12 protein-coding genes are annotated in these 14,005 nt (G+C 45.6%); 3 read left to right on the plus strand and 9 right to left on the minus strand.

From position 1 onward, the window contains the following. The first annotated feature begins 3 nt into the window (after positions 1 to 3). The 3 genes from K245_RS24800 to mnmD are packed head-to-tail and all read left to right on the plus strand — an operon-like array spanning position 4 to position 2,463. The gene (locus K245_RS24800) at positions 4 to 918 is read left to right on the plus strand and encodes a lytic murein transglycosylase (RefSeq protein ID WP_051284191.1); all 915 of its coding nucleotides are present in this window, start codon (positions 4 to 6) and stop codon (positions 916 to 918) included. Then, positions 918 to 1,127 carry a PLDc N-terminal domain-containing protein gene (locus K245_RS0115165; protein WP_027359915.1) on the plus strand — a complete coding sequence of 70 codons (210 nt, stop codon included), beginning with the start codon at positions 918 to 920 and terminating at the stop codon, positions 1,125 to 1,127. The genes K245_RS24800 and K245_RS0115165 overlap by 1 nt, the downstream gene beginning before the upstream one ends. Positions 1,128 to 1,137: 10 nt before the next feature. Continuing rightward, the gene (gene mnmD, locus K245_RS26800; protein WP_027359916.1) at positions 1,138 to 2,463 is read left to right on the plus strand and encodes a tRNA (5-methylaminomethyl-2-thiouridine)(34)-methyltransferase MnmD; all 1,326 of its coding nucleotides are present in this window, start codon (positions 1,138 to 1,140) and stop codon (positions 2,461 to 2,463) included. A gap of 458 nt (positions 2,464 to 2,921) precedes the next feature. Here mnmD and K245_RS0115180 read toward each other — a convergent pair whose 3' ends face one another. The 9 genes from K245_RS0115180 to K245_RS27335 form a co-directional block, all read right to left on the minus strand. Beyond that, positions 2,922 to 6,002 carry a type I restriction endonuclease subunit R gene (locus K245_RS0115180; RefSeq protein ID WP_027359918.1) on the minus strand — a complete coding sequence of 1,027 codons (3,081 nt, stop codon included), beginning with the start codon at positions 6,000 to 6,002 and terminating at the stop codon, positions 2,922 to 2,924. Further along, complete coding sequence (locus K245_RS0115185; RefSeq protein WP_027359919.1) at positions 5,999 to 6,961, minus strand: Fic family protein; 963 nt, start codon at positions 6,959 to 6,961, stop codon at positions 5,999 to 6,001. Before K245_RS0115185 ends, K245_RS0115180 begins: the two co-directional genes overlap by 4 nt. After that, the gene (locus K245_RS27330; protein WP_084156341.1) at positions 6,958 to 8,265 is read right to left on the minus strand and encodes a restriction endonuclease subunit S; all 1,308 of its coding nucleotides are present in this window, start codon (positions 8,263 to 8,265) and stop codon (positions 6,958 to 6,960) included. The genes K245_RS0115185 and K245_RS27330 overlap by 4 nt, the downstream gene beginning before the upstream one ends. Next, a complete protein-coding gene (locus tag K245_RS24810) occupies positions 8,262 to 9,341 on the minus strand; it encodes a PDDEXK nuclease domain-containing protein (protein WP_051284192.1) in 1,080 nt (359 codons plus the stop codon). Before K245_RS24810 ends, K245_RS27330 begins: the two co-directional genes overlap by 4 nt. Continuing rightward, positions 9,338 to 9,850 (minus strand): RNA-binding domain-containing protein, encoded by a 513-nt coding sequence (locus K245_RS0115200; RefSeq protein WP_027359921.1) that lies wholly within the window; start codon positions 9,848 to 9,850, stop codon positions 9,338 to 9,340. Before K245_RS0115200 ends, K245_RS24810 begins: the two co-directional genes overlap by 4 nt. Then, positions 9,832 to 10,605, minus strand: a complete 774-nt coding sequence (locus tag K245_RS0115205) for a nucleotidyltransferase domain-containing protein (protein WP_035277397.1) — start codon at positions 10,603 to 10,605, stop codon at positions 9,832 to 9,834. The genes K245_RS0115200 and K245_RS0115205 overlap by 19 nt, the downstream gene beginning before the upstream one ends. Then, positions 10,595 to 12,151 (minus strand): class I SAM-dependent DNA methyltransferase, encoded by a 1,557-nt coding sequence (locus K245_RS0115210; protein ID WP_027359923.1) that lies wholly within the window; start codon positions 12,149 to 12,151, stop codon positions 10,595 to 10,597. Before K245_RS0115210 ends, K245_RS0115205 begins: the two co-directional genes overlap by 11 nt. Before the next feature lie 215 nt (positions 12,152 to 12,366). Then, entirely contained in the window at positions 12,367 to 13,497 is a 1,131-nt protein-coding gene (locus tag K245_RS0115215) for an AI-2E family transporter (RefSeq protein WP_156906811.1), read from the minus strand. 220 nt (positions 13,498 to 13,717) lie between these two features. Continuing rightward, positions 13,718 to 14,005: transposase (locus K245_RS27335; RefSeq protein ID WP_027358810.1), on the minus strand; the 288-nt coding region annotated here is incomplete at its 5' end.

Consider the following 14,005-nt stretch of genomic DNA (forward strand, 5'->3'; position numbering starts at 1 on the left):
ATAATGAATACTAATATAAAACGACTGCTTTCAATAACTGTCATTTCTGCTTTATGTCTTTTTTGCGGATATTCAATATCATTTGCGGCAAATTGTGGCGCAGGAGATTCCGGCCTCCTGGCATCGGTAAAAAACAGGCTCATCGCGGACGGATACGACAAAGAAACCATAGAAAACCTCTATTCCAAGCCAGCAGTCGAATTCAGTCCTAAATGCATCATGCTTTTTTTCCCAAAGACAATCAGCACAGGAACGCCTCCACCTCCAAGCAAGACATCCATGCATGAGCAGTTTCTGACTCCGGCAGCCATAGCAAAAGCTAAGAATTTCATCAAAACAAACCGCAGTACACTTTCAAACGCGGAACAGCAGTATGGCGTTGATTTACAGGTAATTACAGCAATCATATTAGTTGAAACAGGTTTCGGGGCAAATACCGGAAGCTGGCCGGTTATAAATTCTCTTTCAACACTCGCGGCCCTCGGAGACGCTGACACAAGAAAAGCGTTCTGGGACATGATGCCTGCTGAAAGAAAGCATTCCTGGGATTATTATGAATCAAGGGCCGTTAAAAAATCGGAATGGGCATATGGAGAACTAAAAGCATTCCTTGATCTTGCCATAATGGCAGGGGTACAGACAGAAACAATAACTGGTTCATATGCAGGCGCAGTAGGTATTCCGCAATTCATGCCAAGCAATATACTCTCCCTTGGGCGAGACGGAGATAACGATGGTTTTATTGATCTGTTCAATTATAATGACGCAATTTTCAGCGTTGCCAACTATTTCAGGGAGAGCGGATGGCGCAAAGGAATAGATTATGACAGAGCCTTCAATGTGGTTCTCAGATACAATAAAAGCGGTACTTACGCACGTACTGTGCTTGAAATAGCAAACAGACTTAAAGGAGTATAATGGATTTTCAGACTATAACCGTATGGGCAGGCATAGGTCTGCTCTTTTTTGTTCTCACAAATATTGCTTTTTTTGATGTTGCAAGAAAAGATTTCGGCTCCCTCCCCCAAAAGGCTTTATGGGCAATAGTGGCCCTGATTCCATTTATTGGCTTTGTGATTTATTTCGCTTTTGGTGCAAGAAAAGGCGCCAAAAAACCAGGATTTTAGTCTTATATATATGAAAACCGCAAAGCCATACTGGGATAATACCGGACGCCTCGTTTCAGATCTTTACAGCGATGTATATTTCACAGGTGATGACGGCATAGAGGAAGGCCTTCATATTTTCATAAAAGGAAATGGCCTGCCCGGACGCTGGAAGGACAGAAAAAGCTTCCGCATAATTGAGACAGGTTTCGGTACAGGCCTTAATTTTCTGATTGCCTGGGATCTGTGGAAAAAATTTGCTGAACCTGATGCTGTTCTTGAATACTATTCGGTGGAAAAGCACCCTATTCCAGCGGATCATCTGAAAAAAATTCATGAAAAATGGCCGGAGTTTTCTTCTTTGTCTGAAAAGCTCATTACTGCCTATCCAGATACTACACCGGGTATGCATGAGGTGAAGATTGACGACAGGAACGTAAGGCTTTTTCTTCTTTTTGACGACGCAAAAAACATCGAAAAGCTCGAAACAACAGCGGACGCATGGTTCCTTGACGGATTCAGTCCTGCGTCCAATCCTGAAATGTGGACTTTCGAGGTGGTGGAAAAAATAAAGAAAATGACAAAACCCGGCGGCACGTTCGCAACCTTTACATCTGCGTCAGATGTGCGTTCAGCTTTTGAAAGAAACGGGTTCATCATCACCAGGGATACAGGTTTTGCATCAAAAAAACATATGCTGAAAGGCATGCTCACAAAAGAAAACGGCATTGAGCGCGATACGCACGGGACGGAAGCCAAAATGGCGCCTGAATGCGGAGCCTTATTCAATGCCATTCCGGAGGATTTAATGTCTGAAGATTACCAAAAAGTTTTTATTTCTGCTGATCAGCTCGAAAAAGATTCATGGATGTTCGCAAAAAGCATCTATGAAACTGGTTATGATTTCGATGTATTTGCAGGAATAACAAGGGGCGGAGCCCAGATTGCAATATATATGCAGGAAGTTTTCGAGCTTCTTACAAAAAAGAAGAAGAAATTCGCGACCATACATGCAAGTTCCTACAAAGGTCTGGGTGAAGCTTCCGAAGTAACGGTCGGCAGTATTGACGCTCTTATCTCCGTAACAAGAAACGGTGACAAGATTCTGGTGGTGGATGATATCTTTGACCGAGGCTCAACCTTTGATGCAGTCACGGAGACAATTAAAAAAAGAATGCCGAAAAAGGACTTCATCGTCTACAAGGCGGCCATGTACTACAAGCCCCACAACAGACTTGTCGAAATGGAACCTGATTTCTACCACAGAGCCTATGCGACAAGCGACTGGATAGTGCTTCCCCACGAGCTTTCCCAGCTTACAGAAGAAGAACTCAGAATGAAGGGATTTGAGATATAGTTTGGAGGCGTAAAATATATATTTATGCCTTATTTTGAGTTTAAATTGCATTGTATGGTTGATGGTTTAGCAAAAAATCAAAAAATGGCCTCGTCGTCATGCCTGACTTGATCCGGCATCTTTGAATTTTCAGATACTTCTGGATTCCAGCCCCGTGATCAGCCCCGGTTTTCACAGGGACAGGCCCGCCGGAATGACGGAAGTCGGACTTTTGCGGCTTTGTCATGTTTAGATTGCTGTAAAAAAGGCCAATTCGTAGATCGGATTAGGGATATGTGCTTTATCTATAAATCCCTTAATCCGACATCTGCCAAGACTTTATGTCGGGTTACGAGCAAAGGACGCTCTAACCCGACCTACAATATTATTCTTAATGCAACAAAGGTCTGGAAAACGCCTTTTTCAAAAGGGGTTTTCCAAAGGATAATTATGGCAAGCTGAATAATAACAAGAATTATTTAAATCCACTCGGCACTAAGCGTTTCAGCCTGCTCAAGCACCAGCTTTATAGCCTCTTCCTGCCTTGACGGCGGATATTTGTATTTCCTCAGAATTCGTTTTACCATCAGTCTCAGGCTTGCCCGCACGCTGTCACGCACAGACCAGTCAACGCTGATGTTTTTTCTAAGATTTTCAGCAAGTTCATGAGCTATTTTCTTCAAAACCTCATCACCCATCTCAAGCACTGCTTCTTCGTTGTTTGCCAGGGCATCATAAAAGGCCAGTTCGTCAGCATTAAGGCCGAGTTCTTCGCCTCTTCCAGCAGCTTCCTGAAACTTTTTAGCCATTGCAATCAGCTCTTCCATCACCTGGGCGGTTTCAATGGCTCTGTTCTGATAGCGAAGGATTACATTTGCAAGAAGTTCAGAAAACTTGGCCTGCTGTACGACATTGGTTGCAAATCGTGTCTTGATCTCGCCTTCAAGAAGTCTTTCCAGAAGCTCCACAGCCAAATTGCGTTCAGGAAGGTTGCGTACTTCATTCAGAAAATCATCGTCCAGAATACCTATATTCGGCTTATCCAGACCTACAGCATCGAAAATATCAACCACTTCCTCAGATACCAGGGCTGATCCTATGATCTGCCTTATAGCCATTTCACGTTCTTCATCAGCTCTTTTCCTGCTGCTGATTTCTTTTTTGGTCAGAAGAACTTTCACAGCCTGGAAAAATGCCACTTCCTCACGCACTGCCTTGGCCTCATCAAGGGTACAGCAAAGCGTAAAGGCCTTGGACATTGCAAGGGCGGTATCTCCAAACCGCTTCTTTCCGTCTTTGAGCCCAAGAACATGGTTGGCGGTTTTGGCAAGAAGACTGTGACCTGCAGTCAGAAAATCGCTGTAATCGAAATCATGGAGCATGGAACGCAGTACATCGAGTTTTTCTTCCAGCACAGCGAAAGCTTCATGGGCATCGACTGTCGGACGACCACGTCCGGAGCTTGCCGTATATTCCTTCAGAGCCTGTTTCAGATCATTGGCAATCCCGATATAATCGACAACCAGACCGCCCTGTTTATCCCTGAATACACGATTAACACGGGCTATGGCCTGCATCAGATTGTGGCCCTTCATTGGCTTGTCCACATACATGGTATGAACGCATGGCGCGTCAAATCCTGTCAGCCACATATCCCTGACAATTACAAGACGCATCGGATCATCAGGAGCCTTGAACCTTTTTTCCAGACGTTTCTTTATCTGCTTTGAATATATATGAGGTCTCAGCAAAGGCTTATCGCTGGCAGAACCTGTCATTATGACTTTTACAACGCCCTTTTCCGGGTCTTCGTCGTGCCAGTCCGGGCGCAGGGCAATAATAGCATCATAAAGATGGACGCAGATTTCACGGCTCATGGCGACTATCATTGCCTTGCCGGTTTGGGCCTTGCTTCGTTCTTCAAAATGTTCGACAAGATCTGCAGCAACCTGTTTGATACGCGGATCAGCTCCGACTACTTTTTCAAGTGCCGCCCATTTGCTCTTGAGTTTGGCCTGCTGATCATCTTCTTCGTCTTCGGCCAGTTCGTCGACTTCTTCGTCTATGTCCGGAAGCACATCAGCGTTCAGCCCCAGCTTTGCAAGGCGAGATTCAAAATATATGGCGACAGTTGCGCCGTCGTCCTTTGCCTGCTGCATGTCATAGATATGGATATAATCGCCGAATACTGCCCTTGTGTCCCTGTCTTCGGATGATACAGGCGTTCCGGTAAAGGCGACAAAAGTCGCATTGGGCAAAGCATCACGCAGATGCTGGGCATATCCCACCTGATAACCTTTTGCGTCTCCCTTGAATTTTGCTTCAAAGCCGTACTGGGTGCGGTGCGCTTCGTCTGCTATTACAACGATGTTGTGCCTGTCAGAAAGAACTGGAAAACTGTCTTCATCTTCGCCAGGCATGAATTTCTGGATTGTGGCAAAGACAATCCCGCCAGATGGCCTGTTTGCCAGTTTTGCCCTCAAGTCCTGCCTTGTTTCACCCTGCACAGGCTGCTCTCGTAGCAAATCCTGGGAAAGGGAGAAAACGCCAAATAACTGCCCGTCCAGATCGTTTCTGTCCGTAATGACAACAATGGTCGGGTTTTCCATTGCCTCTTCGCGCATTACCCGTGCAGCAAAGCATGTCATGGTGATGCTTTTTCCAGACCCCTGGGTATGCCAGACAACTCCGCCCTTCTGGCTTCCTCCGGGCCTTGAGGCAGAGATTACATGCGCTATGGCAGAGCGCACTGCATGAAACTGATGATAGCCAGCAATCTTTTTAACAAGGGTTCCGTCATCCTCAAACAGAACAAAGAAACGCAGAAAATCCAGAAAATAGTCAGGAGCCAGAACTCCGCGTATAAGGGTTTCCAGTTCGTTGAACTGTCCGAGCGGATCAAGCGTAATTCCGTCAATGGTGCGCCAGGCCATGAATCTTTCAATGTTTGCGGAAAGAGACCCCATGCGCGCTTCTGTTCCGTCAGAGATCACCAGCATTTCGTTATACTGGAACACATCTGGAATCTGTTCTTTATAGGTCTGTATCTGGTCATATGCTTTCCAGATATCCGCGTTCCGGTCAGCAGGATTTTTCAGCTCAACCAGAACAAGGGGCAGGCCATTGACAAAAAGGATGATATCAGGCCTGCGTGTATGTTTTGCTCCCTTTACGGAAAACTGGTTCACGGCAAGCCATTCGTTGGCCTTTACATCTGAAAAGTCCATCAGCCGGACAAAATCGCCCCGTGTCTCGCCGTCTTTTTGATATTCCACAGGAACGCCATTGACCAGCATATTATGGAAGGCCCGATTTGCTGCCAGTAAAACCGGAGTATCCAGATTAAGAATTTTCTGAAATGCGTCTTCACGGGCGACAAGGGGAACAAGGGGATTAAGGCGGCTGATAGCGTCCCGCAGACGGTTTACAAGAAGCACCTGGGAATAGCTGCTGCGTTCAGGTTCCGGGCCATCCGGCGCAATGTCCAGTCCGTAGCGATGGCTGTATCCGATACTTTTAAGCCATTCCAGAGCTTCCTGTTCGAGCTGATCTTCCGTCATTTGATAACCTCCCAATGGCCGCCCTTGGCTGGGCCTATACGACGCAAACGGCCTTCATCCTGCAATTTTTTAAGATTACGTTCTATAGAGCGCGCTGTGACCCCGATTTTTTCCGCAAGTTCAGGAATGGTCAGCAATCTGTTCAAGGAAAGCTCTTCTATGATTTTCACCGACGTTTTACCCGACATTTTCACCGACGTTTTAGATAGAGCTTCTTTCATGGCATCGTGTAATGCCTGAAGCATGAATTCTATGAAAGGGGTTGAATCGGCCAGTCTGTCTGCTTCTGCCAGAGCCTGATAGTATTCAGCCTGACGCATCCTGACCACTGATTCTACCGGAAGATAGGCAAGAACAGGTTTCCATCTGCTGAGTATCAGGGTTTGCCATAAACGCCCCATGCGCCCGTTGCCGTCCTCAAATGGATGAATAAACTCAAATTCATAATGAAATACGCAACTGCTAATAAGAGGATGAACCGGAGTTGATTTCAGCCAGTTCACAAGATCAGTCATAAGAACGTCAACCCTGATGGCTGGAGGCGCAATGTGAACTATTTTGTTGTCATTATAGATTCCTACGCCGCCTTTTCTGAAAAACCCCGGACTGTCCACAAGTCCAGACATGAGCAGTCCATGAGCAGCCAAAAGGTCAGGCAATGATTCAGGCTTCCATTTTGGCATCTGCTCATAGGCGGCAAAGGCGTTTTTTACTTCCTGGATTTCACGGGGCAGGCCAAGAACATGTTTACCTTCAAGCACTGCCGTCACCTGCTCAATGCTCAGGGTATTATTTTCGATTGCAAGAGAAGCCTGAATCGTGCGGATGCGGTTATTCCGGCGCAACTGCGGGGAAAGAGAACTGTCATCAGACAGTGACCATCTGGTCACGAGTTCCACAATATCTGCTACCCGCTGAAGAATAAGTGAAGTTATGGAATATGGGGGCTGATAATTCATGAAACAGCCTCTTTGACTATGGGTTCTGCATCAGGCAGGCGTAGCTGGCCTGATATTAAACGAGGAAGCAGGGTGTCGCGGATTTGGGTGATGGTTTGGGCTTTTTGCTCAATCATGAAGGCTCGTTCAATCAATGGATCAACTAATTCATTCCATTTTTTTAATAATAAGTTATTTGGTTGAATAACTCGGAGGCGCTTCAAATCAGAAACCGTAACATGCCCTAATCCTGTGGTTTGTTTGTTTCTGGCTATTTCAGCAAACACGGGCTTCAAATGTTTTAATGTAAGAAGAACAAAAGACCGTTCTTGGGCTGTATGCGGGACAACACGGAAAATATGTTGGTTAAGCCAAGCTTCTCCGTGAGGCCAAACAAAAATATCAATTGATGTATCTGGATTGCCCGACCATGAAAATAATACATCTTGGGTGTTTATTTTATATTTTAATGGCATTTTTATATCAGAAAACCCGGTCTGAGAGGTAACTCCAGCTTTTAACTCAGCTATTTTGATAATAGGTAGCCCTTTTCGTTCTAAATTAGGCTCAAAAGCCTTATAAGCCGCGCCATTAATATATTGCGCCAAGTCGTAAACAGAACAAATAGACCACCCCTTTGGAATCAACCCAAGCTCAGATTCCTCGAAGCTGTCGGGAAAGAGCGAGGCTGTGTCTGCGTCCATGCCTTCAGGCTCGCGGCCTTCCTGCTTGGCTCGAACAGGGTCAAAATCCACAAACCACGATTTAAAAATGGCCTGTGCTATGGCTTCAAGGGTTTTGTTGGTTTCGCGGAGGAGGTCGATGCGGTCGTCGAGCATGGACAGAAAATCAGCTATTTTTTTTTGAAATTCCAAACAAGGAACAGGAAATTCAAGATCCCGCAAAACCATAAGGTTGATATTTTCTTGAACCGACCCATAAGCACGCCTTTTTACATTTTCACGCATTGCGCGAAATAAATATTCTATAAACCTTACATCAGCTTTTTCAGGATGTGCGGTAAAACCAACAACACTATCAGGAAAACAAGCAGGGAAAGTTAGCAGTGCCGTTTCTGCTATATTTGCAGCAATAGTAATTGCGAGGGTATTTGTGGGCCACAGCTTGCTCTGAGCAAGCCCTTCTTCACTGTAAGTTTGTCGATATGTAGTGATTTTTCCACCCGCAGCAGTAATGTCGCCAGTTTGGATGAACGGATAAGGCCCATCATAAAGATGCGCTGCATCGCGCGGACGATGCTTTGATTTTCCTCTATCGAAAGTGCCGAGCAAAGATAGTTTTGTACATGGCCAATCAGAACTCATACCCCAGCCCTCCCTGCTTTAGCCGGATCATCTTCTTCGTCTTCCAAACACTCACCACCCCAAGCCTGCAACCTCTCTGCAATCTGCTCCGGGCTTGGCAAATCAGCTTTATAACCTTCCGGCAACTGAGGCACCACTGTGTATGTCGCCACCCCCAAAGGGCGGGACGCATTCCGAAGCGCATATTCCACGATGGTTTTACTCTTGCTCCGGCAGATGATAATACCGATCGGAGCATTTTCTTCAGGCAGGCGTTCATGGCTGTCAAGAGCTTCCAGATAAAACTCCATCTTCCCTTTGTGTTCAGGCTTGAACTCGCCTATTTTCAGCTCAATGGCGACCAGACAGCGCAGGCGGCGATGAAAAAGCAGCAGATCAATGAAATATTCCCTGCCATCAACTTCAAGCCTGTACTGATTGCCGATAAAAGAAAAGGCACCGCCCAGCTCGGCAAGAAAACTGCGAAGGTTTTTTATAAGCGCCTGTTCAAGCTCCCGCTCCGAATGTTCTTCTGATAATTCAAGAAAATCGAAGGTGTAATGATCCTTCACTGCCAGCGCAGCCTGTGCCTTGATTTCTTCAGGCAGTGCATTGTCAAAATTTGTCTGGTTAAGCAGGTATTTTTCGTAGCTCTTGTTGTCAATCTGGTGCTGAAGGACGCTTTTTGTCCAGCCGAAGCGGGCGGTTGCGCGCAGGTAGAATTCCCTTTCCAGGTCATCCTTGCAACGGCTCATAATAACGATGTTTTTTGCCCAGCTAATTTCCGCAACCAATGGTTGCAGTTTTTGCAGGTGTGAATATGTCCGGTAAAATTCAAGCATATTCCACAGGTTACGTGCTGAAAAACCATTGCGCCCCGGAAATTCGCCTTGCAGGTCGCGGGCAAGGTTTTCCACAACAGATTTACCCCACCCCTGTTCAAGCTGCTTCTTATCTATGGCTTCACCCAGTTCCCAGTAAAGCATTACCAGCTCGTTGTTGACCGCACGCAAAGCCTGATACTGGCGCTGCCTAATCCTGCCCTTTATATGCCCCAGAAAATCAAGATAATCCTGCCGGATCAGTTCAGAACTCATATTTTATTATTCCTGTTATCAGCCTTGTCATCCGTGACACCACCAAGAATTTCCCAATACCCGCCCTTGTCAGGTCCAACGTGGCGGATATGTCCTGATTGCTGCAAGGCTCTCAGATGATGCCGGACACTGTAAACTGTCAGCCCGCTCAAATCAGACAGTTTTTTCATGCTCAGATCAGGCTGCGCCATGAGTAGATCGATCAATTTTTTCTTGTGGTTTTCTTGTGGTTTCATGTGGTTCTGCGGGGCTTTTACGGGGTTTTGCGGGGCTTGAGTTGTATCAACAGTCTCCACATGAAAAGACGGTCTATCAAAACTGGCAACAAAAAGCCCTGCAATCTGGCGAAACTGGCCATCAGGCGAGATTCCAAACCATATTTCTCCGGAGCCGTGCTTATTCAGGATTGCTGCAATGGAGACAAGACCTTCCTTTAGTTCTGAAAGGTTTTTCTTGAGTTCCACTGTTTCGCTTTCCCTGAGAGGCTTCGTTAATTTAATATTTTCCATAAAAGATCATCCAGATACTCTGAAGGCGGCTTTTTATTTGCATTGTAACTGGCCGTGAATATTTCAAATTCGGCTAATTTTTCATCAATAAACTGATTGATTGCCGGAATGGCTTTGCCTTCTCCCATTTCAGTTCCGGATTTCTTTTTCCTCAAAAGTTCAGCAATTTCAGATAAAAGCTTCTGATCCTCTACGTTCTCCAGCAGCTTTTCAAATTCCACCGGAGGGGATTCTTTCTTTGTTTTTATCCAGATGCAGGCAAGAATCGGTCTTAATACATAGAAATATTTCTTTACCTTGACATATTCGCCCTGAAGATACTCCCTGTAGTTTCCTTTTGCCATGTGCAGATAATGATAGATTGAAGAAACCGGTGAAAAATATCTTTCGGCTGCTTTCTTTAACAGCTCGAATTCGTTATCATTCCTTTTATAGACTATTGGCGACCGCATCCATTCAAAAAGCACAGGGTTTGATTTGTTCATTAAAAACAGGGCTTTTCTTATATCCCAACCGGAATAGTCATCAACTCCTATTATTGGCAGTTCGATTACATCCCGTTTTGGCAATACATTTAAATACCATTTTAATTCATGCTTATAGATAAACCGGACATCATAATCACTATCAACAGATTCAAAGCCCCATGCACGGGAACCCGATTCGATGGCCAGTATTATTTCCACATTGAAATCTTTTTCGATCTGATCCAGTTTTTTCTCAATAATTTTTTTCATGCCAGGTTCAACACTCATACCCCAGCCCTCCAAGCTTCTGCCGGATAAGCATGTCGAGTTCAGCGCCCTTTGCCATCTGCTCACCCAGCTTTTCGGTCAGCTTCTGCATCTTTTCCGCAAAAGCTTCATCGTCGTCCTCGATTGCTTCAGCACCGACATAACGTCCGGGTGTCAGCACATGACCATGCTCTGCAATTTCGGCAAGCGGAACACTTCGGCAAAAACCTGCCACATCAGCATATTCAGTGTCTGCTTCTTCATCACCGCGCCAGGCCTGCACAGTATCTGCAATTTTTTTGATATCATCGTCTGTAAACTCGATCTGAACACGGCTTATCATGGTTCCGAGCTTGCGGGCATCTATGAAAAGAACTTCACCCTGCCTTCTGGTTTTCTGCTTTACGAGAAACCAAAGACAGGCGGGAATCTGGGTGTTAAAGAATAATTGACCAGGCAGGGCAACCATGATTTCCACCTTGTCGTCTTCAACCATGGCCCTTCTTATGTCGCCTTCCGAATTCTGGCTGGAAGACATGGATCCGTTGGCAAGGACAATGCCTGCACGCCCATTAGGTTTCAGATGATGCAGCATGTGCTGGAGCCATGCGTAGTTGGCGTTGCCCTGGGGCGGCGTTCCATAAAGCCAGCGGGGATCTCCCTCAAGGCTGGCGTGCCACCAGTCGGATATATTAAAAGGCGGATTTGCAAGCACGAAATCGGCTCTTAAATCAGGATGCTGGTTGCGGACAAAGGTGTCTGCCGGTTCTTTTCCAAGATTGAAATCAATTCCGCGAATGGCAAGGTTCATTGCAGCCAGACGCCATGTTGTGGGGTTGGATTCCTGGCCGTATATCGAGACATCTCCGATCTTGCCGCCGTGGGCCTCGATGAATCTTTCGGACTGGACAAACATACCGCCGGAACCGCAGCACGGATCATAAACCTGCCCCTGATGCGGAGCCAGTATTGCTACAAGCGTTTTGACTATGCTTGCCGGTGTGTAGAATTGTCCTCCACGCTTGCCTTCTGCGCTGGCAAACTGACCGAGAAAATATTCATATACCTGTCCGAGAAGATCGCGGGAACTCTGGCCTGTTACACCAAATCCTATGGTTGAGACCATATCCACAAGTTCGCCCAGCTTGCCGTCCGGAAGCTGAACACGGGCATAGCGTTTGTCGAGAATGCCTTTAAGCTTGGGGTTTTCGGTTTCTATCAGGGACAAAGCATCGTCTATTCGCTTGCCTATGTCTGCCTGCTTTGCCTGCGCCCGCAGACTTTCCCATCTGGCAGCCTCAGGAACCCAGAAAACATTGACTTCCTTGTAATAGTCGCGGTCTTCCAGTTCTTCGGCCAGCATTTCAGCGTCTGAGTCAGGAATAAAATAGTCGTCGTTTTCATCTGTGAAACGTTTTGTCAGCTCGTCTCTTCTGGTCTGGAAAGTGTCTGAAATGTATTTTACAAAAATAAGGCCAAGTACGATGTGCTTATATTCGGCAGCGTCCATGTTGGCTCTCAGCTTGTCTGCTGTGGCCCAGAGTGTCTTTTTTATATCCTCGATCATGTTTTCCTGTTTTGTATCAGTTTTTGATGGTCTCGCAAAATGTCAAAAAATGGCCCCGTCGTCATGCCGGACTTGATCCGGCATCTTTGAATTTTTAGAACCTATAAATTCCGGCTCCCGGTTTTCATTCGGATTTTTTGCGACCTTGTCAGTCTTTAATGCTTTTCTGAAATTCTGGCTCGGGCTTTAAAAGGCCGGAAACCATATTATTGAATTTAATCCGCAGCCAAGGATTTTTCAATGGATTCCTCTGAGTCTTCCACAGGCACATCCTTCACCCATCCCATAAAAATCTGATAGCCCAATGCAAGAAAGATCGCGCCTATAAACATTCCCAGAATACCAGCCGAAGCCATGCCGCCAAGAGCGCCCAGCAAAATAACAGGCATTGGGGCATCCACGCCTCTACCGAGCATTATAGGCTTCAACACATTATCTGCCATGCTGCCAACAATGATTAAAACAGTATAAACTACTGCCGCACCAGTTCCATAACCATCACTAATCCAGATATAGGCAACAGCCGGTAATGTGACGATGGCAGCCGGAACCTGAACAATTCCAAGTACCAGGACAATCATAGATAGCACCCCTGTCCAGGGTATACCTGCAAAAATGAATACAAGACCTACAATAATAGCCTGTATACAGGCTACGCCTATGACTCCGAGTGCTACAGAACGAATTGTATCAGTGGACAGCTTCGCAAAAAGATCGCCTTTCTCAATTCCTACAAAACGCCTGGAAATAGCCTTGGCAGTCTCTGCCCCTGACTTTCCGTAAGCCATTATGATTCCTGCAATGATAAAGGAAAACATAAACTTAAGTATGACTCCTCCAATTCCGGCAACAACACTCAAAGCCTCTTTTGCGATATTACCAACTTTAGGCTGCATGCTCTGTATCAATGCAGGCAGATCTGTATAAGCCTTTGTCCAGAAGTCATAAATCTTTGAACCAATTAAAGGAACCGCTTTAATAGCCTCTGCGGGCTCAGGAATTTGAGAGGTATTATTCTTCATGTTGGCCAACAATATTTGAATGGAATCACCAAGCGAACTGGCAAGAATGGCTGTTGGAACCACTATCAGAATTATTCCGGCGACAACCACAAGAGTTGCTGCCAAGCCCTGTTTCCCGCGAATTTTCTCTGCTATTTTTTGGTGCAGTGGATAAAATGTCACGGCAAGAATCAGAGACCATATAATCAGATTCAAAAATGGTGAAAAAATTCTATAACAAAGCACAACCAGCGCAAATAGCAATCCAACCCTGATGAAAGAGTCCATAAGTTTTTGAAACAATCTGTTTTCCATTTCAAGATCTGGTTCATATTTCATTTTCATGGCTCAGCTCCTTCCTGACTATAAATATTAATATAATTGCAAATATTTTGGGGCTAACTAAACAAGATCGTTCGATTTCATCAATATATACTCATCAATGTCACAGCTTGAACATTTGAAATGAGTCAGGCCGTTTGAATGGCAAGCCTTTTGTTGCATCATTACTGGAAAACCCTTTTGAAAAAGGGTTTTCCAGACCTTTCCCAAAACTTTTATCTGATTACCACTCTGCTTCAGCCATAGAAAGCATGGTTGATGGCATGGGTGGAGTCCTAAGAGCAACATAAATCAGTCTGTGAATCATGGACGGCAGATCATATCGGCGATTGAATCTGTACTGAAATTCTGCCAGGTACCGCGGAACATGCTTGCGATTAATTGCATGATAAGTACCTTTGAGCGCATTTTTTAAGTTACCAAGTATTATATTGACCCATTTGAAGGATGGATGCTCTACAGCTGCTTTACCACCTCCAGTAACATGGGGTTCGTGCTGGAAACCAGCGAG

The sequence above is a fragment of the Desulforegula conservatrix Mb1Pa genome (assembly GCF_000426225.1).
GTDB classification, from domain to species: Bacteria; Desulfobacterota; Desulfobacteria; order Desulfobacterales; family Desulforegulaceae; genus Desulforegula; species Desulforegula conservatrix.